Below are 26,103 nucleotides of genomic sequence, written 5' to 3' on the forward strand. Positions count from 1 at the left end.
GCCCTCATCGGCGTTGGCCTGAGAGAAGGAAGAAGGTGAGCGGAACATGACCGCCACCCAGAGGATCGCCGTGGGCGTCGTGATCACCGCGTCCTGTGCCGCATGGGTCGCCGGCTGTGCGATCGGCTCCAACGGTCCCAAGGCAGGTGCTCTCGGTCCGCAGAAGGTCCGTCCGGTCCATGCGAAGGGGAGCGTGGTCCGCCTGATCGGCGACGGCTCCACCGCGTACACCGGAGCCCAGCCGCACCTGCCCAGACCCGAGCGTCTGCGGCCCGGCCAGAAGCCCCCGCAGTTCGTCGTCTTCTCCTGGGACGGCGCCGGCGAGGACAGCCAGAAGCTGTTCTCCCACTTCCGCAAGCTCTCCAAGGCCAACCACGCGACCATGACGTACTTTCTCAGCGGCGTGTACATGCTGCCGGAGGAGAAACGCGACCTCTACAAGCCCCCGGAGCACTCGCCGGGCAGCTCGGACATCGGCTTCAACGACGAGCAGGGCATCGCCGACACCGTGAAGCAGCTGCGCCTGGCGTGGCTGGAGGGCAACGAGATCGGCACCCACTTCAACGGCCACTTCTGCGGGAGGAACGGCGGCGTCGGCGAGTGGTCGGTCGCGCAGTGGATGAGCGAGATCGCACAGGCCAAGAAGTTCGTGCAGAGCTGGAAGACCAACTCCGGCATGGAGAAGGCGGCGCCGCTGCCCTTCGACTACGACAAGGAGCTCATCGGCGCGCGCACGCCCTGTCTGGAGGGCCAGAAGAACTTCGTGAAGGCCGCGAGCCGCCTCGGCTTCCGCTACGACACCAGCGGGGTCAACGACCAGGTCTGGCCGAAGAAGAGGGAAGGGCTGTGGGACCTGTCGATGCAGCTCGTGCCCTTCCCCGGGCACTCCTACGAGCAGCTCACCATGGACTACAACTTCATGGTCAACCAGTCCGGCACGCAGACCCAGGGCGACCCCGACAAGTTCGACTACTGGGGCGACCAGATGCGCGACGGCCTGCTCAAGGGCTTCCGCCGCGCCTATAAGGGCAACCGCGCGCCCCTGGTCATCGGCAACCACTTCGAGTCCTGGAACGGCGGCACCTACATGAGGGCTGTCGACGAGGTCGTCGAGAAGGTCTGCAACAAGCCCGACGTGCGCTGTGTGTCCTTCCATCAGCTGGCCGACTGGCTGGACGCCCAGGACCCGCACACGCTGGCGAAACTGCGCACCCTGAAGGTGGGCCAGGCGCCCAAGGAGGGCTGGGCGGCCTTCCTGTCGGGCCACCCGGCCCCGGCCCCGAAGGGCGTTCCCGGGGCGCCGGCCGCCGAGCAGTAGCCGTCAGGCGGAGGCGGCGACACCCTCACCGAGCACGAACCCGGGGTCGACCTGCGCGGCCAGGTCGGCCCCGGTGCGGGCATCACCCCACGAGGCCGCGTTCTTCAGGTGGAAGTGCACCATCTGCCGCGTGTAGCGCTCCCAGTCGCGCAGCTCGTACGTCGCGTCGGTGGCGACCTGGAGGGCGCGCAGGGCACGGCGGTTGGCGTCCTCCAGGAACTCGAACCTGAGCGGCTGGCCCTTCTCCATGGCGCGCACCCAGTCCGAGTGCCCGACGGTCATCAGCAGGTCGTCCCCGACCTCGGCGCGGAGGAAGTCGAGGTCGTCCGGCCCCTGCACCTTGTTGCCGACGACTTTCAGGACGACGCCGTAGTCACGGGCGTACTCCTTGTACTGGCGATAGACGGAGACCCCCTTCCGGGTCGGCTCGGCGACGAGGAACGTGATGTCGAAGCGGGTGAACATGCCGGAGGCGAAGGAGTCCGAGCCCGCCGTCATGTCCACCACGACGTACTCGCCCTGCCCGTCCACCAGGTGGTTCAGGCACAGCTCCACCGCTCCCGTCTTGGAGTGGTAGCAGGCGACCCCCAGGTCGGCGTCGGTGAAGGGGCCGGTGACCATCAAACGGACGGCGCCGCCCTCGAGTTCCACCGGCCGGGCACAGGCCTCGTAGACCGGGTTGTCCTCGCACACCCGCAGCAGCCGCGAGCCCTCGCCGGGCGGGGTGGTCTTGATCATCGTCTCGGCGGAGGTGATACGCGGGTTGCAGCCGCGCAGATGGTCCTTGATCAGCGACAGCCTCTCGCCCATCGCCGGCAGCGCGGCGGCCTCCGCCTCGTCGAGGCCCAGCGCGGCGCCCAGGTGCTGGTTGATGTCCGCGTCCACGGCGAGGACCGGCGCTCCGGTTGCCGCGAGATGGCGGATGAACAGGGAGGACAGGGTCGTCTTGCCGCTGCCGCCCTTCCCGACGAAAGCAATTTTCATGTTCACCAAGGGTAATGGGGTGATAGCTGTATGTGGCAGACGGGCGTGAAGAAGACCACTCAATCGTGGGGCGCGCCCCGGGGGTGGCTAGTGTCGTACTCATGAGTACGACAGGCGCGAACGCCGATCCGCTCGCGGCCCTGGGCTCGCTGCCCGGGGTGGCCGAGTCCGTGGAATCCGTGCGCAAGGCCGTGGACCGGGTCTACGGGCACCGGGTCATGCGGCGCCGCAGCAACGAGATCACCTCCGAGGCGGCGCTGCGCGGTGCCCGCGGTTCCGCCGCGCTGTCCGGCGCCGACTGGGCGCTGGAAGAGGTACGCCGGCGCACCGACTTCAGCGGTGACGACGACGCGCGCGTGATGGGCGCGGCCCTGAGGCTGACCGCGGAGGCGGGCCAACTGCTCTCCGTGTGGCGGCAGTCGCCCCTGAGGGTGCTCGCCCGGCTGCACCTGGTGGCCGCCGCCACCAACGGGGACGAGGTCGGGCGGCCGCGGCTGGCGGGCGAGCCGGTCGACGAGCCGCTGATCGAGCTGCCGCTGCCGGGCGCCGACGAGGTGCACGGCCGACTGGAGGGCCTCGCGGAGCTGATCATCACCGGCAGCTCCGCGCCCGCCCTGGTGACGGCCGCCGTCGTCCACGGCGAACTCCTGGCGCTGCGCCCCTTCGCGTCCCACAACGGCCTGGTCGCGCGCACCGCCGAGCGCATCGTCCTGGTGGGCAGCGGCCTCGACCCGAAGTCCGTCTGCCCGGCCGAGGTCGGGCACGCCGAGCTGGGGCGCGCCGCCTATCTGGCCGCGCTGGAGGGGTACGTCTCCGGTACGCCGGACGGCATGGCCGCCTGGATCGCCCACTGCGGCAGGGCGGTGGAGCTGGGGGCGCGCGAGTCGACGGCCGTGTGCGAGGCGCTGCAGCGCGGGGCGGCGTAGGAAGCTCGGCAGGTCCGGAAAAGGGTTGCGGCGGTACGAGGATTCGTACCGCCGCTGGCATGCTCACCGAGTTACCAAGCGTCCTCGATATGTTGCCCATCAGGCCGGGAACTTTGCCCGTGACCTGGTGTGGCTGGCCCGTAATCGACGGGTCGACGTCGCGTGGGTGCCCGGTGTTCATGCTTCGGTCCGTGGGGCCAAATGCGTTATTAAGGTGATCCTTTCGGATGTCCTTGGTCTCGCGGGCCGTTAACCCCTTTGTACTCCAGGTCCGAAGCAAGCGGAAGCCCTGGCTGTACTTCTTTACTTTTGGTCTCAAATAGGCTGTAAACGGGCGCCGGGATGTCGAACAGATTCCTGCTGCCGGCGAACCGCCAGGTCAGACGATCGCTGCCCGCCGCCGACTGGCGTACCAGACAAGGCCCGCGGTGGCCGCCGCGGCGCCAATTGCAGCGGCCGCGACGAGGGCCGGGCGCGGCGGTACGGAGAATGCGGGGATCCGCTGCTTGAGCCGGACCGGCCGGTGGAAATCGAGAATCGGCCACCCGCGCGCGAGTGCCTCGCGGCGCAGCGCGCGGTCCGGGTTCACGGCGTGCGGAAGGCCGACCTCCCGCAGCATCGGCAGGTCGGTCACCGAGTCGCTGTAGGCGTAGCAGCGGTCGAGGTCGTACCCCTCGGACCGGGCCAGTTCCTTGATCGCCTCGGCCTTCGTCGGGCCGTACGCGTAGTACTCCACCTCGCCGGTGTAGCAGCCGTCCTCGCCCACGACCATGCGCGTCGCCACCACGCGGTCCGCCCCGAGCAGCTCGCCGATCGGCTCCACCACCTCCGCCCCCGACGTCGACACGATGACGACGTCGCGGCCGGCGGTGTGGTGCTCCTCGATGAGGGACGCGGCCTCGTCGTAGATGATCGGGTCGATCAGGTCGTGCAGGGTCTCGGCGACTATCTCCTTGACCTGCTGGACGTTCCAGCCGCGGACGAGCGAGGACAGGTACTCGCGCGTCCGCTCCATCTGGTCGTGGTCCATGCCGCCGATGAGGAAGACGAACTGGGCATATGCGGTACGCAAGGCGGCCCGGCGGTTGATCAGGCCGCCTTGGTAGAACGACTTGCTGAACGTGAGCGTGCTCGACTTCGCAATGACCGTCTTGTCCAGGTCAAAGAAGGCCGCTGTGCGGGGCAAGGAGTGGTTTTCCACGCCCCGAGCATAGGCGCAGCCCATTCGGCGTAAGGTGGGGCGCGTGGGTTTGCCTGAGAAGGGTCTCGGGTACACCATGGAAGTCACGGATCGTTCGCGACCGTGCTAACCCGGTCCGGCTCCTCCCCCCCCGAGTCGGCCGTGGAGACGACCCCCACTCTCCCCCCCGGTGGGGGTCGTCGCATGTCCGGGCGGGTTTTTCCGCTCTCTTCACCTCCTGGCGCGGCTGTACGGCCGTGATGAGGCGGCTGCGGCCGCCACTTCTGCATGCCCATGATCCGTCACTGTGTGTAGCCGTCGGGCTGCTCTGTGGAAGGCACGCACGGGTGGGCGCAGGGGTCACCGGTATGGGTGATGGCTTTATTCACAACCACCGACTTGTCCACAGTTATCGAGCATGATCCGCAAGATTTCCGGGATCGCTGCACCGTGATTCAAACGCGTCCCGCTCGCGCCGAGTTCAAGACCGGTTCCGGTTTGTCGGGCGGGTTTGGCCGGTTCGTATCGGCCGCTCATATGGAGACCGGTTGCCGGTTCTTCACACGTTTGGGAATCGCGGGGCCGCAGGGGCTGCGCGAGAGATGCAGCGAAGGGGGAGTCGGACCGTGGCCGGAGCCGTCACACATGAACCGCCGCCCGCCGCCTCGGGGCGGCAGGCAGGACCACTGATCGTCACGGAGGACGTCGAACTCCTCGACGACCTGCTGCGCCTGTGCGCCGCGGCAGGAGCGACACCCGAGGTCCACCACTCGGTGCCGGAGCGCGCGGGCGGCTGGGAGGCCGCACCGCTCGTCCTGGTCGGCGACGACGCCGCGCGGCGGCTGCGCGGAGCCGCCCGCAGACGAGGAGTGGTGCTGGTCGGCCGCGACCAGGACGACTCCGGGGTCTGGCGCCGGGCCGTGGAGATCGGCGCCGACCACGTGCTGGTGCTGCCGGACGGCGAACAGTGGCTGGTCGACCGCATCGCCGATGTGGCCGAGGGCGTGGGCCGGCCCGCGCTCACCGTCGGCGTCATCGGGGGCCGCGGCGGGGCCGGGGCGTCCACGCTCGCGTGCGCCCTCGCCGTCACCTCCGCCCGCGAGGGGCTGCGCACCCTGCTCGTGGACGCCGATCCGCTGGGCGGCGGACTCGACGTACTGCTCGGCGGCGAGAGCGCCGAGGGACTGCGCTGGCCCGCCTTCGCCGCCTCCCGCGGCCGGGTCGGCGGCGGGGCCCTGGAGGAGTCGCTGCCGCAGCTCCACTCCCTGCGGGTGCTCAGCTGGGACCGCGGCGACCGCATCGCCGTCCCGGCCCAGGCCGTACGGGCCGTACTCGCGGCGGCCAGGCGGCGGGGCGGCACCGTCGTCGTCGATCTGCCGCGCCGCATCGACGACGGGGTCGCCGAGGCGCTCGCCCAGCTCGATCTCGGGCTCCTGGTCGCGCCCGGCGAACTGCGTGCCGTCGCTGCGGCCGGGCGGGTGGCGTCCGCCGTCGGCATGGTGGTGCGCGATCTGCGGGTCGCGGTACGAGGGCCGTATGCGCCGGGACTGGACGACCGCGAGGTGGCCCGGCTGCTCGGACTGCCCCTGGCCGGCGAGCTGCCCGTGGAGTCGGGGCTGCTGCGCCCGGGGGAGGGCAGGAGGCCGCCCGCCGCGGACGGCCGCGGGCCCCTGGCGCGCTTCTGCAAGGAGTTCTGGGAGCGGGCGCTGACGGAGGCGGGGAGCGCATGAGCACGTATACGGGAGGCGAAGGGACGGCCGGCGCGGGGATCGCTCCGGCGCGAGGGGCTTCCGGAGCGGTGCGGCGGCCGCGCGACAGACCGCGTGTGCCGTCGTGGGCCGCGACGCGTGTGTCGCCGGAGACGGCTCGGCGGCTGGATGAGGGGTCGGGTCCGGGTGATGTGCCGGGGCCTGGCATGGCGGGGCAGCCGCGGCCGGGCGCCGACACGCCGCGCGTGCCGCCGCGGGCTGGGGCGCGTGTGTCCTCCCAGACGGCTGAGCGGCTGGATGTGCCGCGCCCCGGCTCGACGGGGCTGTGGCGAGCGGGCGGCGGTTCGGCATCCGCGGCCGTGGCCGCGCAGATGCCCTCCGGTCTCCTGGACGGCGTACGGCAGTGGCTGGTGGAGAGCGGGGCCGAGCCGACCCCCGCGCGCGTGGCGCAGGCCCTGCGGGAGCAGGGGCGGGTCCTCGGAGATGCCGAAATCCTCGGCGCGGCCGAGCAGTTGCGGTCCGAACTGGTCGGCAGCGGACCTCTGGAACCACTGCTCGTCGATCCGTCGGTCACCGATGTGCTGGTGTCCGCCCCGGACCGGGTCTGGGTCGACCGGGGCGGCGGACTGGAGCTGACGTCGGTGTCCTTCCCGGACGCGGCCGCCGTACGACGTCTCGCGCAGCGCCTGGCCGCGGTGGCCGGGCGGCGGCTCGACGACGCACGGCCGTGGGCCGACGCGCGGCTGCCCGACGGGACGCGGCTGCATGCGGTGCTGCCGCCGGTGGCCGTCGGCTGCACCTGTCTGTCGCTGCGCGTCGTACGGCCCCGGGCGTTCACGCTCGACGAGCTGGTCGCGGCGGGCACGGTGCCGCCGGGCGGTGGCCGCGTGCTGCGGGCACTGCTCGACGCACGGCTGTCCTTCCTCGTCAGCGGCGGGACGGGCAGCGGCAAGACGACTCTGCTGAGCGCGCTGCTGGGACTGGTCGGACGCGGCGAGCGGATCGTGCTCGCCGAGGACTCCGCGGAGCTGCGACCGGACCATCCGCACGTCGTACGGCTGGAGACCAGACCCGCCAACCAGGAGGGCGCGGGCCTCGTCACGCTCCAGGACCTGGTACGGCAGGCACTGCGGATGCGGCCGGACCGGCTGGTCGTGGGCGAGGTGCGCGGCCCCGAAGTGGTGCATCTGCTGGCCGCGTTGAACACCGGCCACGAGGGCGGCTGCGGCACCGTCCACGCGAATGCCGCCTCCGGCGTACCGGCCCGGCTGGAGGCACTCGGTACGGCGGCCGGGCTCGACCGGGCCGCGCTGCACAGCCAGTTGGCGGCGGCGTTGTCGGTGGTCCTGCATCTCGTGCGGGACCGGACCGGACGGCGGCGCATCGCCGAGGTGCACGTACTGGAGCGGGAACCGTCGGGGCTGGTGCGGACGGTGCCGGCGCTGCGGTGGGGGGCGGAGGCGTTCGTGCACGAGCGGGGCTGGGAGCGGCTGCGGGAGCTGCTCCACAGCGGGTCCGGCAAGACCTTCGAAGGGGGACGTCATGGGTGAGACGGCGATGGGAGCGGGCGTGCTGTGCGTCGGCGCGGCGGCCCTGCTGATGGGCGGGTGGCACTCCGGGGCGCGGCGGGCGCAGCTGCTGCTCGCGGGCGGCGGGGTGGTGAGCACCGGGCCGCCGGCCTGGCGGGAGGTCGCCGGAGGGCTGCGGCGGATCCGCGGGCGGCTGCGGCCCGAGTGGTGGGCGGCGGCCGTCGGGGCGGTGCTCGCGGTGCTGGGTGCGTCGGTGCTGCCGGTCGTCGCGGGGGCGGCCGGGGTGCCGTTGCTGCGGCGTATGCGGCTGGCCGGGGAGGCCCGGCGGGACCGGGAGCTCCGCGGGGACGGGGTGATCGCGCTGTGCGGGGCGCTGGCCGGGGAGGTGCGGGCCGGGCGGCAGCCGGGAGATGCGCTGCCGCGTGCCGCGCGGGACTCCGGCGGGCTCGGGGACGCGCAGGCTGCCGTGCTGGCGGCTGCGCGGTTCGGCGGCGACGTCCCGGACGCGCTCGCGGCGGCGGCACGGCAGCCGGGCGCCGAGGGACTGCTGGGCCTCGCCGCGTGCTGGCGGGTGGCCGTGGACCAGGGCGCGGGCCTCGCCGCCGGGCTCGACCGGCTCGAAGGGGCGTTGCGGGCCGAACGGGACCAACGCGCGGATCTGCGCGCCCAGTTGGCGGGGGCGAAGTCCACGGCGGTGATGCTGGCGGGACTGCCGGCCTTGGGTCTCGCCCTGGGGACCGCCCTCGGGGCCGACCCCCTGCACGTGCTGCTGCACACCGGGGCGGGGCTCGGCTGCCTGCTGGTCGGCGGTCTGCTGGAGGGCCTCGGGATGTGGTGGGCGATGTGGATCGTGCGAGGAGCGGAGGCGGCGTGAGCACGGAAGTTGTCCACAGGCTGGGGGCGGCCGTGGGGATGTTGCTCGTCCTCGGGTGGCTGCTGCGCCGGCTGGAGGCCGTACGGCGTGAGCGGAGAGTGCGCAGGCGGCTGGCCGGGCTGGTGGACGGTGCCGGGGTGACGCGGGGCCGGCCGCGTTTCGAGGCACGGAATGCGGCGCGGCGGTGGCTGCCCGCGGTGGGCGTGGTGGGTGCCGGATGGGTCCTGGTCGGCGACCTTGCAGGAGTCGTGGTGGGGCTGGCCGTCGCGGGCGGGCTGTGGTGGTGGCGTGGCCGGCAGCCGGCCGGGAGCGACGCGGAGGCCTGCGACCCGGCGGAGGCGGCTCGTCAACTCCCGCTCTCGGCCGATCTGGTGGCCGCGTGCATCGCCGCCGGTGCGGGGCCCGTGGTCGCGGCGCAGGCCGTGGGCGAAGCCCTGGGCGGTCCTGTCGGGGAGGCGTTGGCGCGGGGCGCGGCCGAGGTGCGGCTCGGCGGCGAACCGGCAGAGGCCTGGCGGCGGCTGGCCGCGCTGCCGGGTGCCGAGGCCCTGGCCCGGCTGCTGGAACGGGCCGACGTGTCCGGTCTCCCCGCCGCCGCACCGGTCGCACGGCTCGCGGCGGACGTCCGCGCCGACCGGTCCCGCACCGCGACGGCACGCGCCCGGCGGGCGGCCGTCATGGTCACCGCACCGGTGGGCCTGTGTTTCCTGCCCGCCTTCATCACGGTCGGCGTACTGCCCGTGGTGATCGGGCTCGCGGGTGGGGTGCTGGGAGGGGGTGGTGGATGACGGGACGGAGCGGACGGCGCCCCGGGCGCCGGCATCGAGCAGTGAATGGTCAACAGGACTGAACCTCACGGGGGTTGAGATGTGCAAAGCGGTACGGGCGCGGCTGCGTGCCCTGGTGTGCAGGGCGCGTGCGGCGCGCAGGGACGCGGGGATGGTCACCTCGGAGTACGCGATGGGGATCGTGGCGGCGGTGGCGTTCGCGGTGGTCCTCTACAAGGTGGTGACCAGCGGAGAGGTCGGCGCGGAGCTGCAGGGCATCGTGAAGCGGGCACTCGATGCGCAGATGTGAGCGGGGCGGGGACGGGGGGTTCGTGACGGCGGAGTCGGCCATGGTGCTGCCCGTGCTGGTGATGTTCGCGATGGCCCTGGTGTGGGCGCTGCTCGTCGTGGCCGCACAGATCCGGTGCGTGGACGCGGCGCGCACCGGGGCGCGTGCGGCGGCCCGCCAGGACCCGGGCGACAAGGTCGTCCAAGTGGCCCGTCAGGCGGCCCCGCGCGGCGCGAAGGTCACGGTCGACCGGGAGGGGGACCAGGTCCGCGTGGTCGTGGCGGCCAGGCCGCCGCTGCTGCGCGGTCTGCCCTTCGACGTGCGGGAGGAGGCCGTGGCCGCGGCGGAGGAGACCGTGGGGGTGGGGCCGTGACCGGCGGCTTCTTCACCCGCCGGTGGGCCGTCGTCCGGGGCGGGGACCGCGGTTCCGCCACCGTCTGGAGCCTCGGTGCGATCACCGTGCTGTGCGTGGTGTTCGGGGTCGTGCTCGCCCTGGGGCAGGCCGTCGTGGTCCGGCACCGTGCGGCCGGCGGTGCGGACCTCGCGGCACTCGCGGCGGCGGACCACTGGGCGGACGGCACCGCGACGGCCTGCGCCCGGGCCGAACGGGTGGCCCGGGCGCAGGGCATCCGGCTGGTGCGGTGCGTGATCGTCGGTGAGGTCTCGGACGTGACGGCGGCCTCGGGGCGGGGACCGTTCGCGGCGGAGGTCAGGGCGCGGGCGGGACCTGCGGGGCCGCCGACGCCGACGGTGCCTCCGGACCGGGCTCCGCCACCGGGTCCTCCCCGGCCTTCTCCTCCGGCGCCCCCCGCAACAGCACCGTGAGCAGCCGCACCGCCCCCCTCTTGTGCAGCGGATCGTTGCCGTTGCCGCACTTGGGGGACTGGATGCAGGACGGGCAGCCGGCCTCGCACTCGCAGGACCCGATGGCCTGGCGGGTCGCGGTGAGCCAGGCGCGGGCGGTGTGGAAGGCGCGCTCGGCGAATCCCGCGCCGCCCGGGTGGCCGTCGTAGACGAAGACCGTCGGGAGGAGGGTGTCGGGGTGCAGCGGGACGGAGACCCCGCCGATGTCCCAGCGGTCGCAGGTCGCGAAGAGGGGCAGCATGCCGATCGACGCGTGCTCGGCGGCGTGCAGGGCGCCGCCGAGGATCTCCGGGCCGATCCGGGCCTCGTCCAGCTGGTCCTCGGTGACCGTCCACCACACCGCCCGCGTGCGCAGCGTACGGGGAGGGAGGTCGAGTTTCGTCTCGCCGAGCACTTCCCCGGTGATGAGCCGACGACGCAGGAAGGAGACCACTTGGTTGGTGACCTCGACGGATCCGTAGCACAGCCGCCCGTCGCCCCAGGGGATCTCGGTGTCCGTCTCCAGGACGGTGATGGACGTCGTGTCCCGGGCGACCGTCGAATACGAGGGGCTCGCCTCCGTGACCAGGGCCACCGAGTCCTCCAGGTCCAGGGAACGCACGAGGTAGGTACGTCCCTGGTGGAGGTGGACCGCTCCCTCGTGGACGGTGGTGTGGGCGGCGCCCGCGTCGACCGTGCCGAGCAGACGGCCCGTGCCGGACTCGACGACCTGGACCGGCCGGCCGCCCTCGCCGCGGATGTCGGTGAGGTCGGCGGCACGCTCCCGGCGGGTCCAGTGCCAGGCCTTCGTACGGCGACGGAGCAGCTTCGCGGCCTCCAGCTGCGGCAGCAGCTCCTCACAGGCGGGGCCGAAGAGCTCGAAGTCCTCGTCCGTCAGCGGCAGTTCCGCGGCGGCCGCGCACAGGTGCGGGGCCAGGACGTAGGGGTTGTCGGGGTCGAGGACCGTGGACTCCACGGGCTGGTCGAAGAGGGCCTCGGGGTGGTGGACGAGGAACGTGTCCAGCGGGTCGTCGCGGGCGACCAGGACGGCCAGGGCCCCCTGCCCGGCGCGTCCGGCGCGGCCCGCCTGCTGCCACAGGGACGCGCGCGTGCCCGGATATCCGGCGATCACCACGGCGTCCAGCCCCGAGACGTCGATGCCGAGTTCGAGCGCGGTGGTCGCGGCGAGGCCGAGGAGTTCGCCGGAGTGCAGGGCCTGTTCGAGGGCGCGGCGCTCCTCGGGGAGATAGCCGCCTCGGTATGCCGCGACACGCCGGGCGAGGGAGCGGTCGACCTCGGCGAGACGTTCCTGTGCGATCACCGAGATCAGCTCGGCGCCGCGCCGGGAGCGCACGAAGGCGACCGAGCGGACACCCTGCACCGTGAGGTCGGTCAGCAGGTCGGCCGTCTCGGCGGTGGCGGTACGCCGGACGGGTGCACCCTTCTCGCCCTGCATCTCGGTGAGCGGGGGCTCCCAGAGGGCGAACACCAGTTCACCGCGCGGTGAGGCGTCGTCGGCCACCTCGACCACCGGGAGGCCGGTCAGGCGCCGGGCGGCGACCGAGGGCTCCGCGGCGGTCGCGGAGGCGAGCAGGAAGACCGGGGAGGCGCCGTAGCGGGCGCAGAGGCGGCGCAGGCGGCGCAGCACCTGGGCGACGTGCGAGCCGAAGACGCCGCGGTAGGTGTGGACCTCGTCGATGATCACGTACTTCAGCGACTTCAGGAAGGAGGACCAGCGGGGGTGGGACGGGAGGATGCCGCGGTGCAACATGTCCGGGTTGGTCAGGACGTAGTTGGCGTACTGGCGGACCCATTCGCGTTCCTCGAAGGGCGTGTCCCCGTCGTACACCGCAGGACGTACGGCATTTCCCAGAGGTTGTGAAAGTTCCTTCACGGAACGCCACTGGTCCGCCGCAAGAGCCTTGGTGGGAGCCAGGTAGAGCGCGGTGCTCCCGCGGCCGTTCGGGGCCTGTGAACCGTCCAGGAGCGTCGAGAGCACCGGGACGAGGTAGGCCAGGGACTTGCCGGACGCCGTGCCCGTGGCGACGACCACCGAGTCGCCGTCCAGCGCGTGCTCGGCGGCGCGTGCCTGGTGGGCCCAGGGGTGCTCGATGCCGCAGGCCTGCACCGCCGCGATGACCTCCGGGCGAATCCGGTCAGGCCAGACGGCATGGCGGCCCTCGCGCGGGGGCAAGTGCTCCGTATGAGTGATGCGCGAAGCCCGGCTCGGCCCGGAGGCGAGCCGGCCCAGGATCGTGCCCGGTGCGAGCCGGGACACGGGGTCCGACGGGGATCGATCGGATCGGTGATTCTTGGCCATCGGCACCGAGTGTGTCACCGGCGTGACGGACAATGGGACCAAGGCGTCGTGCACGTCTGCCGTAAGTGATTGAATGCCATCGCGGCTGGCGAACCGTTCCGGGGGCTCTGCCGAGGTGTCCCGAGGGGCGACCGCTCGAGTAGCAAGGTGCTGGAGGATCCGTGGACCTGTCCCTGTCGACCCGTACCGTCGGCGATCGTACGGTCGTCGAGGTCGGTGGAGAAATCGACGTATATACCGCGCCCAAGCTGCGCGAGCAGCTGGTCGAGCTGGTGAACGACGGGAGTTTCCACCTCGTCGTCGACATGGAGGGCGTGGACTTCCTCGACTCCACCGGGCTCGGCGTGCTGGTCGGCGGCCTGAAGCGGGTACGTGCCCATGAGGGCTCGCTGCGCCTGGTCTGCAACCAGGAGCGCATTCTGAAGATCTTCCGTATCACCGGCCTCACCAAGGTGTTCCCGATCCACACCTCGGTCGAGGAAGCGGTGGCGGCCACCGACTGACCACCGCCCCAGGGAGCGGGAAAGGACCGCTCCCAAGGCGGAAGAAGTTCAATGAGGGGGTCCGGGCTTTCGGCAGCCCGGTCCCCCGACCGCACGCCCGTAGTTCCGAGGGGGATGCATGGCCACCGTTGAACTCCGCTTCAGCGCGCTGCCCGAGCACGTCAGGACCGCACGGCTGGTGGCGGCAGCGGTGGCGCGCAGGGCCGGAGTGGACGAGGCCGTCCTCGACGAGGTCAGACTCGCCGTCGGCGAGGCCTGCAGCCGTGCCGTCGGACTGCACCAGAGCGCCGGGATCACGGCGCCGGTAAAGGTGCAGCTGGTCGAGGAGGAGAAACAGTTCTCCATCGAGGTCGGCGACGAGGCACCACGCTCGTCCCCCGGAGACGGGGCGCCGGGCTCGGCGGGTGAGGACGTGGATACCGAGGAGGACGAAATGGGCCTCGCGGTCATCAGCGGACTCGTCGACGACGTGGAGGTGTCCGCCGGCGCGCACGGCGGGCTGATCCGCATGACCTGGCCGACCACGCCACCGCCCACTGCGGTGCTCGCCTGACTCACCCTCGCAAGACGTCCAAGGGCCCTGCTGAGCAGGGCCCTTGGTGTTTTTCCGGCCGTTCCCGGGAATTCGTGAAGGAATTCACGATCAATCACCCGATAATTTGATCAAGCGTCAATGCAGGCGTCAATGCCTTTGAGGCATTACCTCTTTCGGGTTCTGTGGCTTGACGTCGATCATTTGCTGAAGAGCATGTGAAGGCTAATTCCGTTTACCGCGGACTGTTTTGATCAGGTCGCGGTACCTACAATCCGTCCACATCTTGAGCTCAGCCCAAGCGTCAAGGAGGACGAATGGCGGGGCTTTCTACCCCTCATCAGTTTGACCACCCCACGACCCTCGCAGCCGCAGTACTGACAGACGACAACCGGATCATCGTGACGGTCATCGGGGTCGTCGCGCTGGCCGCACTCGTGGTCGCAGGCATCCTGGTCCGCCAGGTGCTGGCGGCGGACGAGGGCACCGACAGCATGAAGGAGATCGCAGGAGCGGTCCAGGAAGGTGCGAATGCCTATCTGGCCCGGCAGCTGCGCACGCTCGGCGTATTCGCCGTCGTCGTGTTCTTCCTGCTCATGCTGCTGCCCGCGGACGACTGGAATCAGCGCGCCGGACGATCGATCTTCTTTCTGATCGGCGCGGCGTTCTCGGCAGCCACCGGCTATATCGGTATGTGGCTCGCCGTGCGCAGCAATGTCCGTGTCGCCGCGGCGGCCCGGGAAGCGACCCCGGCGGAGGGTGAGCCGGAAAAGGATCTCACCGCCGTCTCGCACAAAGCCATGAAGATCGCTTTCCGTACGGGCGGCGTCGTCGGCATGTTCACAGTGGGGCTCGGTCTGCTGGGCGCCTCCTGCGTGGTGCTGGTGTACGCGGCCGACGCGCCGAAAGTGCTCGAAGGCTTCGGCCTCGGGGCCGCCCTGATCGCCATGTTCATGCGTGTCGGCGGCGGCATCTTCACCAAGGCCGCCGACGTCGGCGCCGACCTGGTCGGCAAGGTCGAGCAGGGCATTCCGGAGGACGACCCGCGCAATGCCGCGACCATCGCCGACAATGTGGGCGACAACGTCGGCGACTGCGCGGGCATGGCGGCCGACCTGTTCGAGTCGTACGCCGTGACCCTGGTCGCCGCGCTGATCCTCGGCAAGGTGGCCTTCGGCGACTCCGGACTGGCCTTCCCGCTGATCGTGCCCGCGATCGGTGTCGTCACCGCCATGATCGGCATCTTCGCGGTCGCCCCGCGCCGGGCCGACCGCAGTGGCATGACTGCGATCAACCGGGGCTTCTTCATCTCCGCGGCGATCTCGCTCGTGCTGGTGGCGGCGGCCGTCTTCATCTATCTCCCGTCCAAGTACTCGGACCTCGACGGCGTCACCGATGCCGCCATCAAGGCCAAGGACGGCGACCCGCGGATCCTCGCGGTCGTCGCGGTGGCGATCGGCATCGTGCTGGCCGCTGTGATCCAGCAGCTGACCGGCTACTTCACCGAGACCAACCGCCGCCCTGTCATGGACATCGGCAAGACCTCGCTGACCGGCCCGGCCACCGTCGTCCTCGCCGGTATCTCGGTGGGTCTGGAATCGGCCGTGTACACCGCCCTGCTGATCGGTCTCGGCGTCTACGGGGCCTTCCTGCTCGGCGGCACGTCGATCATGCTTGCGCTGTTCGCTGTGGCGCTGGCCGGCACCGGCCTGCTCACCACGGTCGGCGTGATCGTCGCGATGGACACCTTCGGCCCGGTCTCCGACAACGCGCAGGGCATCGCCGAGATGTCCGGCGACGTCACAGGCGCCGGCGCCCAGGTGCTCACCAACCTGGACGCGGTCGGCAACACCACCAAGGCCATCACCAAGGGCATCGCCATCGCCACCGCGGTCCTCGCGGCATCGGCGCTCTTCGGGTCGTACCGTGACGCGATCACGACCGGCGCGCAGGACGTCGGCGAGAAGCTCTCCGGAGCGGGCGCCCCGATGAGCCTGATGATGGACATCTCGCAGCCCAACAACCTCGTCGGCCTGATCGCGGGCGCGGCGGTCGTCTTCCTCTTCTCGGGGCTGGCGATCAACGCGGTGTCGCGGTCGGCGGGGTCCGTGGTCTACGAGGTGCGGCGGCAGTTCCGCGAGCATCCCGGGATCATGGACTACACCGAGAAGCCCGAGTACGGGCGCGTCGTCGACATCTGCACCAAGGACGCGCTGAGGGAACTCGCCACGCCTGGTCTGCTCGCCGTGATGGCGCCCATCTTCATCGGGTTCACGCTCGGTGTCGGCGCGCTCGGCGCCTATCTGGCCGGCGCGATCGGCACGGGCACGCTGATGGCGGTGTTCCTCGCCAACTCCGGCGGGGCCTGGGACAACGCCAAGAAACTCGTCGAGGACGGTCACCACGGCGGCAAGGGCAGCGAGGCCCACGCCGCGACGGTGATCGGCGACACGGTCGGCGACCCCTTCAAGGACACCGCGGGTCCCGCGATCAACCCGCTGCTGAAGGTGATGAACCTGGTGTCGCTGCTCATCGCACCCGCGGTGATCAAGTTCAGCTACGGCGACGACAAGAACCTCGGGGTACGGATCGCCATCGCGGTTCTCGCCCTGCTTGTCATCGTCGGGGCGGTCTACGTCTCCAAGCGGCGCGGGATCGCCGTGGGCGACGAGGGTGGCGCCGAACGGGTGGCCAAGTCGGCCGATCCTGCGGTGGTTTCGTAGGCGGCCCCACGAGGTCCTTCTCAAGAGGCGGGCGGGCGGCGCGTGTTGACGCGTCGCCCGCCCGTCCGCTGTTTTCACACCCTCGCCGTGAGCCTTCTCTCGCCTGGTGTAATTGGTCACAAAAGGTGTCATAGTCGTCGTTCGGCATGCGGCTGTCACCCGTCCGGCGTGTATGTTCCGGGGCCGAGAGCCATGGAAGGGACCAATCCGGTGAACAAGAAGCTCGCGGCCGCACTGTCCGGCGGTGCGGTACTGGTACTGGCGCTGTCCGGATGCACCAGCAGCAGCAAAGGCAACGACAAGCTGGATGCCTGGGCCAAGCAGGTCTGCGACGCGGTGCAGCCGCAGGCGAAGAAGATCGAGGCCGCCAATGCCGCGATCCAGAAGCAGACCTCGGACAACAGCACGCCGGACGCCGTCCGCAAGACCGACGCCCAGGCCTTCCAGGACATGTCGGACGCCTACAAGGCGATCGGCGACGCGGTCCGCAAGGCCGGGGCCCCCGATGTCGACAACGGTGCGAAGAAGCAGACGGACGCGGTCAAGGAGCTCGACGACATCGCCGCGTCGTACGCCGCTCTGAAGAAGCAGGTCGACGGGCTCGACGTCAAGGACCAGGCCAAGTTCGCCGACGGCCTCAAGGGCATCGCGACCTCGCTGGACAAGCTGAGCACGAGCGGCAACGACGCCCTGAAGAACCTCGAGGCGGGCGACGTCGGCAAGTCGATGGCCAAGCAGTCCAGCTGCAAGAGCGCTTCCACCGCCCCCTCGCCGGCGGCGAGCTGAGCCAAAGCTGCAGCCGACCCCTCGGCCCCGCCACAATGGGGGCGTGAGTACCTCAGGTCTGCCCGCCCTGCCCGCTGCCCCCGCTCCCGGCCGTACCGACGTCGCCGCCCGGCTGCGGGACGCCCTGCTCGGGGCGTCTTTCACCGCCGACGGCCTGCTCGAACTGCTCGGCGCCCCCGCGTACGCGGCGCTGGCGCGCAGCGAGACCGTGCCCGCACTCCGGGCGACCCGTGGGGACACGCCGCTGGAGCTGCTCGTACGGCTGTTCCTGCTGCAGCAGCCCGTGCCGCACGCGCGCGTGGCCGGCGTTCTGCCCGTCGAGGAGTGTCTGGAGGACGGCTGGCTGGTGCGCGTGGGTGGAGCCTCCAAGGACGACGTGGCCGCCACCGTTGATGTACGGCCGTACGGCGGGCCCGGCGGCGAGGACTGGTTCATCGTGTCCGACCTCGGGTGTGCGGTCGGTGGAGCGGGCGGGATCGGCAGCCGCGAGGAGGGCGTCGTCCTCGGCGTCGGCGGCGCGTCCACGACCCTTGCGGGCATCACCGTCCGTACGCCCGTCTCCGCCGCCCTCGACCTCGGCACCGGCTCCGGTATCCAGGCGCTGCACGCCGCACAGCACGCCACGCGCGTGACGGCGACCGATCTCAACCCGCGCGCGCTGCACATCACCGCGCTCACGCTGGCGCTCTCCGGCGCACCGGCGGCCGAGCTGCGCGAGGGCTCGCTGTTCGAGCCGGTGCGTGAGGACGAGACGTACGACCTGATCGTGTCGAACCCTCCCTTCGTGATCTCGCCCGGCGCACGGCTGACCTACCGGGACGGCGGGATGAGCGGGGACGATCTGTGCCGCACGCTCGTTCAAGGTGCGGGCGACCGCCTGAACGAGGGCGGGTTCGCGCAGTTTCTCGCCAACTGGCAGCACGTGGAGGGGGAGGACTGGCAGGACAGGATCAGGTCGTGGGTGCCGCGCGGCTGCGACGCCTGGATCGTGCAGCGCGAGGTCCAGGACGTCACGCAGTACGCCGAGTTGTGGCTCAGGGACGCCGGTGACCACCGGGGCGACCCGGCCGAGTACCAGGCGCGCTACGACGCCTGGCTGGACGAGTTCGAGGCGCGCAAGGTGAAGGCCGTCGGGTTCGGCTGGATCACCCTGCGCAGGACGACGGCCGCCGTGCCCTCGATCACCGTGGAGGAGTGGCCGCACCCGGTCGAGCAGCCGCTCGGCGACACGGTACGGGCGCACTTCGACCGCCTCGACTTTCTGCGGGCGCACGACGACGCGGCCCTGCTCGAAGGGCACTTCAAGCTCGTCTCCGAGGTCGTCCAGGAGCAGGTCGGGCTGCCCGGCGCCGAGGACCCGGAGCACGTCGTGCTGCGCCAGCACCGGGGCATGCGGCGGGCCACCAAGGTGGACACCGTCGGCGCGGGCTTCGCGGGCGTGTGCGACGGTTCGCTGAGCGCCGGCCGCATCCTGGACGCGATCGCCCAACTGGTCGGCGAGGACCCGGTGTTGCTGCGCGACCGTACGCCGGCGCAGATCAGACTGCTGGTGGAGCAGGGATTCCTCGAGCCGGCGTAGGGGCGCGACGGCGAAGGGGGCCGTTTTAGGGACGCGGGCACGGATTGCGGGTCTGTGGCGGCGGAAGTTCACGCGCCCTGGCGAATTGACCGGTGAGAAGGTCATCGGCAAAGCGAACGAGTTGTGCCGGAACAAGCAGGGACCAGCTGTGCCGGAACAAGCAGAAACAAGCTGTGCAGCAACTAATTCGAGTCGACCTGCGCGCCGCGGCCCGAGCACATCGGGTACGGCTGCGTGGCGGGAGGGAACCACTGGGGCGCGTGTGAAGGCCGGGCGAGGTCCCGGTCCCGGGTGAGTCTCCGGGTCCGTCGGCTCCGCGTTCACCCCGGGTTCGCCTGTGCGCCGCCCGCGCGTGTCAGTCTCGCCGGGCGGGGCACTCGCGAACGGGAGAAAAGGGGCACGGCAAGCCATGGAGAGCGGACCGGCGATCTTCGCGGGAGTGGTGTTCGCCCTGTTCGGAGGGGCGCTGCTGGCATGGACCGTGGCCCGGGTGGGGCGCCGCGAGCCGGTCGCCCACGGTGTGAACCCCGTCGCATCGGCGACCGTCGCGAGCCTTGCCTCGGTGATCATGCTGGCCCTCGGGGCATGGTGCCTGACCCGGGTCTGAAAGCAGCCCCGGAGCTGCGGCTTGGTTAATTGAGAGGTGATCCTCCGGACTGGCTCGAAAAGGCCGGTGGGTACTCCGGGCGGCAGGAATGGCGGTAGTCGGGTTACCGTTCGAGTGGCCGTTGCGGGCTTTTCCCGTTTGACACGGGGGCGGGATGTACCGTCACACTCCGCAGCGTCACCACGACCCGCCCCCGGGACCGAGAACCATCCGGGGAGGCCCCAGCGTCGACCGGAGAGAAGAGCGAAGTTGTCCCCGACCAGCGAGACCGCACACGGCGGCCGCCGACTCGTCATCGTCGAGTCGCCTGCCAAGGCGAAGACGATCAAGGGCTACCTCGGCCCCGGCTACACCGTCGAGGCGAGCGTCGGGCACATCCGCGACCTTCCCAACGGCGCCGCGGAGGTGCCGGAGAAGTACACCGGCGAGGTCCGCCGCCTCGGTGTGGACGTCGAGCACGACTTCCAGCCCGTCTATGTGGTCAACGCTGACAAGAGGGCCCAGGTCAAGAAGCTCAAGGACCTGCTCGCCGACTCCGACGAGCTCTTCCTCGCCACCGATGAGGACCGCGAGGGCGAGGCCATCGCGTGGCACCTCCTGGAGGTGCTGAAGCCCAAGGTCCCGGTCAAGCGCATGGTGTTCCACGAGATCACCAAGGACGCGATCCGCGAGGCCGTCGCCAACCCGCGCGACCTCAACAAGCGCATGGTCGACGCCCAGGAGACCCGCCGCATCCTCGACCGTCTCTACGGCTACGAGGTCTCGCCGGTCCTGTGGAAGAAGGTCATGCCGCGGCTGTCGGCCGGCCGTGTCCAGTCCGTGGCGACACGACTCGTGGTGGAGCGGGAACGCGAGCGCATCGCTTTTCGTTCTGCCGAGTACTGGGACCTGACGGGCACCTTCGCGACCGGCCGCGCGGGGGACGCGTCGGACCCGTCGTCGCTGGTCGCCCGCCTGCAGACCGTCGACGGCAGGCGGGTCGCGCAGGGCCGCGACTTCGACTCCCTGGGACAACTCAAGAGCGCGAACACCCTCCACCTCGACGAGGCGAACGCCCGCGCCCTCGCCGCCGCCCTGGAGAGCACGCAGTTCTCGGTGCGCTCGGTCGAGTCCAAGCCGTACCGCCGCTCGCCGTACGCCCCGTTCCGTACGACGACGCTGCAGCAGGAGGCGAGCCGCAAGCTGGGCTTCGGCGCGAAGGCCACCATGCAGGTCGCGCAGAAGCTGTACGAGAACGGCTACATCACCTACATGCGTACGGACTCCACGACGCTGAGCGACACCGCCGTGGCCGCCGCCCGCGCCCAGGTGACGCAGCTGTACGGCGCCGACTACCTGCCGTCGGCCCCGCGGACGTACGCCGGCAAGGTCAAGAACGCGCAGGAGGCGCACGAGGCGATCCGGCCCTCGGGTGATCGTTTCCGCACTCCCGCCGAGACCGGCCTGACCGGCGACCAGTTCAAGCTGTACGAGCTGATCTGGAAGCGGACCGTCGCCTCCCAGATGAAGGACGCGACCGGCAACTCCGTCACGGTGAAGATCGGCGGCACGGCCGCCGACGGCCGGGACGTCGAGTTCAGCGCGTCCGGCAAGACCATCACCTTCCACGGCTTCCTGAAGGCCTACGTCGAGGGTGCCGACGACCCGAACGCCGAGCTGGACGACCGCGAGCGCCGGCTGCCGCAGGTCGCCGAGGGCGACCGGCTCAGCGCCGAGGAGATCACGGTCGACGGGCACGCCACCAAGCCCCCGGCCCGCTACACCGAGGCCAGCCTGGTCAAGGAGCTCGAAGAGCGCGAGATCGGCCGTCCGTCGACGTATGCGTCGATCATCGGCACGATCCTCGATCGCGGCTATGTCTTCAAGAAGGGCACGGCGCTCGTCCCGTCCTTCCTGTCCTTCGCCGTGGTCAACCTCCTGGAGAAGCACTTCGGGCGGCTCGTGGACTACGACTTCACCGCCAGGATGGAGGACGACCTCGACCGCATCGCGCGCGGCGAGGCGCAGGCCGTGCCGTGGCTGAAGCGGTTCTACTTCGGCGAGGGCGTCACCAACGGCAGCGCGGCCGACGCCGGCAACGGCGACGGGGACCACCTCGGCGGCCTCAAGGAGCTGGTGACCGACCTGGGTGCGATCGACGCGCGCGAGGTGTCGTCGTTCCCGGTGGGCAACGACATCGTGCTGCGCGTCGGGCGCTACGGCCCGTACATCGAGCGCGGCGAGAAGGACGCCGAGGGCCACCAGCGGGCCGACGTGCCCGAGGACCTCGCGCCGGACGAGCTGAGCGTCGAGCTCGCGGAGGAACTGCTTGCCAAGCCGAGCGGTGACTTCGAGCTCGGTGCCGACCCGCAGACGGGCCATCAGATCATCGCCCGCGACGGCCGCTACGGCCCGTACGTCACCGAGGTGCTCCCCGAGGGCACCCCGAAGACCGGCAAGAACGCCGTGAAGCCGCGTACGGCCTCGCTGTTCAAGTCGATGTCGCTGGACACGGTGACGCTCGAGGACGCGCTCAAGCTGATGTCGCTGCCGCGGGTCGTCGGTACGGACGCCGAGGGCCAGGAGATCACCGCGCAGAACGGGCGGTACGGGCCGTACCTGAAGAAGGGCACGGATTCGCGTTCGCTGCAGTCCGAGGAGCAGCTCTTCACGATCACGCTCGAAGAGGCCCTGCAGATCTACTCGCAGCCCAAGCAGCGTGGCCGTGCGGCCGCCAAGCCGCCGCTGAAGGAGCTGGGCACCGACCCGGTCAGTGAGAAGCCGGTGGTCGTCAAGGACGGCCGCTTCGGGCCGTACGTCACCGACGGGGAGACCAACGCGACCCTGCGCTCCGGCGACAGCGTCGAGGAGATCACCCCCGAGCGCGGCTTCGAACTGCTCGCCGAGAAGCGGGCGAAAGCGCCCGCCAAGAAGACGGCGAAGAAGGCGCCCGCGAAGAAGGCCCCGGCCAAGAAGGCGACGGCCGCCAAGAAGACGGCGGCGAAGAAGACGACGGCTGCGAAGAAGACGGCTGCCAAGACGACCACCGCCAAGAAGACCGCCGCGAAGAAGGCGACGGCTTCGAAGACGACGTCGGACGACTGAGTCAAGGCGACTGAGCCGGGGCACCTTCCTCCACGGACGCTTCGCAAAACGAACGCCCCGATATCGCTTTGGTGTCGGGGCGTGCGCACGTCCGCACGCGCGCCCCGGGCTGTCAGTCGGTCCCGATAGGCTGAATGCATGACGCGAGCCGAGCAGCCAACGGGCCACCACCCGGCCCCCGACGACGCCCTTGTCGCGGACTCCCGCGAGCGTGCCGTCCGCGCCCTGCTGCGCCGACCGCAGTTGCGACGGCTGTGGAGCGCACAACTCGTGGGCGGAGTCGGCGACACCCTCGCCCTCCTCGTGCTGGTGCTCCTCGCCCTCCAGGCGGCGATCGGCGAGGGCTCGTTCGGCGGTGGGTACCGGGGCGTGGCGTTCGCAGTGGCGACCGTTTTCGGAGTGCGCATCCTGGCGACGCTGCTCTTCGGAGCCGTCCTGCTGGGGCCGCTGACCTCCCTGACGTCCCAGGAGGGCCCGCTCGACCGCCGCTGGACCATGGTCGGCGCGGACGGCGTCCGGGTCGCCGCGCTGATCGTCGCGCCCCTGTGGATCGACTGGACTCCCGGCAATGCGCTCGCCGCGCTGCTGGTCACGGCCTTCGTCACCGCGGTTGCCGAGCGCTTCTGGACGGTGTGCCGCGAGAGCGCGGCGCCCGCCCTGCTGCCGGCCCCGCCCCCGGAGGGCGCGACGGTACGACCGCTGCCGGACCACATGGACGCTCTGCGCCGCCTCTCGCTGCGTACGAGTTTCGTGGCGATCCCGCTGGCGGCCGCCGCGCTCGTCGTCGCGGGGCTGCTCAACAACCTTCTCGGCACCGGGCTCGACTGGTTCGACCAGCACCAGGCGGCCCTCGCCTCGTATGTGGCGGCCGGCCTGTTCGCCGCGTCGCTGTCCGTGGTGACCTTCCTGGAGCTGCCCGACACGCGCACCCCGCGCGCGCGTTCGCCGCTGGAGGGGCTGCGCCGCCCCAGGACGGGCACGGGCGTGGACAAGGGCCGCACCGGCGCCATCCCGCTGCTCGTGCTCGCGGCCGCCGCTGTCGCGGGGGCGGTCTCCGCGGCCGTCGCCGTCTGCGTGCTGCACGCCACGGACCTGCACGGCGGCCCGGTGACGTACGGGCTGCTGGTGCTCGCGCTGACGGGCGGTGTCGTCGTCGGCATCCGTACGGCGCCTTCCGTGCTGCCGACCCTGTCGCGGCGCCGGCTGCTCGCGCTGGCGATCGCCTTCACCGGCGTGGCGCTGCTGGCCGCCGGGCTCGTCCCGGACGTCACCACGGTCATGCTGATCGTCGCCCTGGCCGGCATCGGCGCGGGTGTGGCCGCCAACACCGGCCACACGCTGCTCGACCAGGAGGCCGAGGACTACCGGCGGGCGCGTACGACGGAGCACCTGCACGCGGTGGTACGTGTGTGCGTGGCGCTCGGCGCCGTGATCGCGCCCGTGGTGGCGACGGGGATCGGGCCGCACCGGCTGGAGAACGGCAAGTTCGTGTTCGCACACGGCGGCGCCGCGTTCACCCTGATGCTGGTGGGGGCGCTGCTGCTGCCGGTGGCCGCCCTGGTGCTGGCCAAGGTCGACGACCGCTCGGGCGTGCCGCTGCGGCACGACCTGCGGGACGCGCTGCTGGGCGGCGACGACCCGGTGACGGTACCGGCCTCGAACGGTTTCTTCATCGCTCTGGAGGGCGGCGACGGGGCCGGCAAGTCCACGCAGGCCGAGGCCCTCGCCGAGTGGATCCGCGGCAAGGGCCACGAGGTCGTGCTGACCCGTGAGCCGGGGGCGACACCGGTGGGCAAGCGCCTGCGGTCGATCCTGCTGGACGTGTCGAGCGCGGGGCTGTCCCACCGAGCGGAGGCCCTGCTGTACGCGGCGGACCGCGCGGAACACGTGGACACCGTGGTCAGGCCCGCGCTGGAGCGGGGCGCGGTGGTCATCTCCGACCGCTACATCGACTCCTCGGTGGCCTACCAGGGGGCGGGCCGTGATCTGTCCCCGACCGAGATCGCCCGTATCAACCGCTGGGCGACGAACGGCCTCGTGCCGCATCTGACCGTCCTCCTCGACGTCGCGCCGGACATCGCGCGCGAGCGGTTCACGGAGGCGCCGGACCGGCTGGAGTCGGAGCCGGCCGAGTTCCACGCGCGCGTGCGGTCCGGTTTCCTCACGCTGGCCGCGGCCGACCCCGGGCGCTACCTGGTGGTGGACGCGGGCCAGGAGCCCGAGGCCGTCACCACCGTCGTACGGCACCGGCTCGACCAGATGCTGCCGCTGTCCGAGGCCGAGGTGAAGGCCCAGGAGGAGGCGCGCAAGAAGGCCGAGGAGGAGGCCCGCCGCAGGGCCGAGGAGGAGGCCGCGCGCAAGGCCGAGGAGGAGCGGCTGGAGCGCGAGCGCCAGGAGCAGCTCGAGCGCCTGCGCGCCGAGGAGGAGGAGCGCAAGCGGCGCGAGCTGGAGGAGGCCCAGCGCCGCGAGGCCGAACGGCAGGCGGAGGAGGCCCGGCTGCGTGCCGAGGAGGCGCGCCGCCGTGCCGAGGAGGAGCAGGCCCGTCTGCTCGCGGAGGAGAAGGCCCGCGCCGAGGAGGAGGCCCGCCGCAAGGCCGAGGAGGAGCGGCGGCGCAAGCAGGCCGAGGAAGAGGCCCGGCTGCACGCCGAGGCCGAGGCCCGGCGCCTGGAGAAGCAGCGCAAGGCCGAGGAGGCGCTGCTGCGCGCCGAGGAGGCAAGGCGGCTCGCCGAGCAGGCCGCGGCCGCCGCTGAGGCGGGCCCCAGGCGGCCTGCGGCACCCGCGGCACCCGCGGTGCCGCCGGAGGCGTCGACGGTGCCGACACCGGTGGTGACGCCGACGAACGCGTCGGGCGGTCCGGTCGAGGAGACCGCGGTGCTGCGGCCGGTGCGGGAGGAGAAGCCGGGCGCTGCGCGCAGCGGCGAGTCCGAGTCCGAGGTGACGGCGAAGCTGCCGCAGCCGCCGACCCCCACGGGGGCGACGGATGAGACGGCCGTGCTGCCGCCGGTCGTGCCGGGAGCGGCCGACGAGACGGCGGTCCTGCCGCCGGTGCCGTCCGGTGCGGAGGACGAGACCGCCCTGCTGCCTCCCGTGCGGGGCGAGGACCCCGCGCATCGGGTGCCGCCGGGGCTCTTCCGGGACGAGCGCACGGGCGGCCGGCCGGACGGCGCCGAGGACCGCACGCGGGAGATGCCCCAGATCGACGCGGACGGCGAGCCCAGGCGACGGGCCCGCTCCGACTGGGCCGAGGAGACACCGCTGGACGACCTGCCGACCCTGGCGGACGAACTGCTCGGCCCGCGCGAGGACGAGCACGACGACGACGGCGCGGGCCGGGGGCGGCGCGGCCGGGGTCGCCGGGGCTGAGGCCGGCGGGCCCGTGGCCGGGCGCGCCGGGTGAGCGTGGACCGGCCTGGCTCGGTGCCGGGTCGGCCGTGGTTGCCGTGCGGGGGTGCAGGGATGCGCGGGTGCGGGTCAGCCCCGGACGGCGTCGAGGTCCGGGCGGGATCGTTGCTGACGCGGGGCCGGCCGGTGCGTCGCACGCGAAGTCGCCGGC

The 26,103-nt window shown here is 71.6% G+C and carries 20 protein-coding genes; 17 read left to right on the forward strand and 3 right to left on the reverse strand.

Features of this window, described 5'->3' with window-relative positions; genetic code table 11:
- Positions 1-46: 46 nt before the first annotated feature.
- On the forward strand, positions 47-1,318 hold the full coding sequence (locus ACWC1K_RS01560; protein WP_450827840.1) for a hypothetical protein: 1,272 nt from the start codon (positions 47-49) through the stop codon (positions 1,316-1,318).
- Positions 1,319-1,321: 3 nt separating this feature from the next.
- Here the strand turns inward: ACWC1K_RS01560 and ACWC1K_RS01565 are convergent, their stop codons facing one another.
- Positions 1,322-2,302, reverse strand: coding sequence for an ATP-binding protein (locus ACWC1K_RS01565; protein WP_450827842.1), 981 nt, complete (start codon positions 2,300-2,302; stop codon positions 1,322-1,324).
- A gap of 101 nt (positions 2,303-2,403) precedes the next feature.
- Here ACWC1K_RS01565 and ACWC1K_RS01570 point away from each other — a divergent pair, with 101 nt between their 5' ends.
- Entirely contained in the window at positions 2,404-3,228 is an 825-nt protein-coding gene (locus ACWC1K_RS01570) for an oxidoreductase (protein ID WP_450827844.1), read from the forward strand.
- 379 nt (positions 3,229-3,607) lie between these two features.
- On the opposite strand, the gene ACWC1K_RS01575 is transcribed toward ACWC1K_RS01570, so the two are convergent.
- Entirely contained in the window at positions 3,608-4,453 is an 846-nt protein-coding gene (locus tag ACWC1K_RS01575) for an HAD family hydrolase (protein WP_351472350.1), read from the reverse strand.
- 581 nt (positions 4,454-5,034) lie between these two features.
- Between ACWC1K_RS01575 and ssd the strand changes: the two genes are divergently transcribed.
- The 7 genes from ssd (at position 5,035) to ACWC1K_RS01610 (ending at position 10,398) form a co-directional block, all read left to right on the forward strand.
- Positions 5,035-6,138, forward strand: coding sequence for a septum site-determining protein Ssd (gene ssd / locus ACWC1K_RS01580; protein ID WP_450827846.1), 1,104 nt, complete (start codon positions 5,035-5,037; stop codon positions 6,136-6,138).
- Positions 6,139-6,488: 350 nt separating this feature from the next.
- On the forward strand, positions 6,489-7,667 hold the full coding sequence (locus ACWC1K_RS01585; protein WP_450828084.1) for a TadA family conjugal transfer-associated ATPase: 1,179 nt from the start codon (positions 6,489-6,491) through the stop codon (positions 7,665-7,667).
- Positions 7,660-8,520: a type II secretion system F family protein gene (locus ACWC1K_RS01590; protein WP_450827848.1), complete on the forward strand. Its 861-nt coding sequence runs from the start codon at positions 7,660-7,662 to the stop codon at positions 8,518-8,520. Before ACWC1K_RS01585 ends, ACWC1K_RS01590 begins: the two co-directional genes overlap by 8 nt.
- The gene (locus tag ACWC1K_RS01595; protein ID WP_450827850.1) at positions 8,517-9,305 is read left to right on the forward strand and encodes a type II secretion system F family protein; all 789 of its coding nucleotides are present in this window, start codon (positions 8,517-8,519) and stop codon (positions 9,303-9,305) included. Before ACWC1K_RS01590 ends, ACWC1K_RS01595 begins: the two co-directional genes overlap by 4 nt.
- A 79-nt stretch (positions 9,306-9,384) precedes the next feature.
- Entirely contained in the window at positions 9,385-9,594 is a 210-nt protein-coding gene (locus tag ACWC1K_RS01600; protein ID WP_450827852.1) for a DUF4244 domain-containing protein, read from the forward strand.
- Complete coding sequence (locus ACWC1K_RS01605; protein ID WP_450827854.1) at positions 9,581-9,946, forward strand: TadE family type IV pilus minor pilin; 366 nt, start codon at positions 9,581-9,583, stop codon at positions 9,944-9,946. The genes ACWC1K_RS01600 and ACWC1K_RS01605 overlap by 14 nt, the downstream gene beginning before the upstream one ends.
- A gap of 98 nt (positions 9,947-10,044) precedes the next feature.
- Positions 10,045-10,398, forward strand: coding sequence for an Rv3654c family TadE-like protein (locus tag ACWC1K_RS01610; protein ID WP_450828086.1), 354 nt, complete (start codon positions 10,045-10,047; stop codon positions 10,396-10,398).
- Here ACWC1K_RS01610 and ACWC1K_RS01615 read toward each other — a convergent pair.
- Positions 10,283-12,736 (reverse strand): DEAD/DEAH box helicase, encoded by a 2,454-nt coding sequence (locus tag ACWC1K_RS01615; protein WP_450827856.1) that lies wholly within the window; start codon positions 12,734-12,736, stop codon positions 10,283-10,285. The two genes, ACWC1K_RS01610 and ACWC1K_RS01615, sit on opposite strands and share 116 nt — an antisense overlap.
- Positions 12,737-12,897: 161 nt before the next feature.
- Between ACWC1K_RS01615 and bldG the strand changes: the two genes are divergently transcribed.
- The 8 genes from bldG to tmk all read left to right on the forward strand — a co-directional run bounded on the left by bldG (position 12,898) and on the right by tmk (position 25,913).
- A complete protein-coding gene (bldG, locus tag ACWC1K_RS01620; protein WP_003975386.1) occupies positions 12,898-13,239 on the forward strand; it encodes an anti-sigma factor antagonist BldG in 342 nt (113 codons plus the stop codon).
- Positions 13,240-13,357: 118 nt separating this feature from the next.
- Positions 13,358-13,792, forward strand: coding sequence for an ATP-binding protein (locus ACWC1K_RS01625; protein WP_450827858.1), 435 nt, complete (start codon positions 13,358-13,360; stop codon positions 13,790-13,792).
- A 296-nt stretch (positions 13,793-14,088) separates the two neighbouring features.
- The gene (locus tag ACWC1K_RS01630; protein ID WP_450827860.1) at positions 14,089-16,494 is read left to right on the forward strand and encodes a sodium-translocating pyrophosphatase; all 2,406 of its coding nucleotides are present in this window, start codon (positions 14,089-14,091) and stop codon (positions 16,492-16,494) included.
- Positions 16,495-16,686: 192 nt separating this feature from the next.
- Entirely contained in the window at positions 16,687-17,280 is a 594-nt protein-coding gene (locus tag ACWC1K_RS01635; RefSeq protein WP_450827862.1) for a small secreted protein, read from the forward strand.
- A gap of 43 nt (positions 17,281-17,323) precedes the next feature.
- A complete protein-coding gene (locus ACWC1K_RS01640; protein ID WP_450827864.1) occupies positions 17,324-18,859 on the forward strand; it encodes a DUF7059 domain-containing protein in 1,536 nt (511 codons plus the stop codon).
- 409 nt (positions 18,860-19,268) lie between these two features.
- On the forward strand, positions 19,269-19,466 hold the full coding sequence (locus tag ACWC1K_RS01645; protein WP_450827866.1) for a hypothetical protein: 198 nt from the start codon (positions 19,269-19,271) through the stop codon (positions 19,464-19,466).
- 249 nt (positions 19,467-19,715) lie between these two features.
- A complete protein-coding gene (gene topA / locus ACWC1K_RS01650) occupies positions 19,716-22,550 on the forward strand; it encodes a type I DNA topoisomerase (RefSeq protein WP_450827868.1) in 2,835 nt (944 codons plus the stop codon).
- A gap of 138 nt (positions 22,551-22,688) precedes the next feature.
- The gene (gene tmk, locus ACWC1K_RS01655; RefSeq protein WP_450827870.1) at positions 22,689-25,913 is read left to right on the forward strand and encodes a dTMP kinase; all 3,225 of its coding nucleotides are present in this window, start codon (positions 22,689-22,691) and stop codon (positions 25,911-25,913) included.
- The last annotated feature ends 190 nt before the right edge of the window (positions 25,914-26,103 follow it).

The sequence above is a fragment of the Streptomyces sp. NPDC001492 genome, assembly GCF_053597275.1.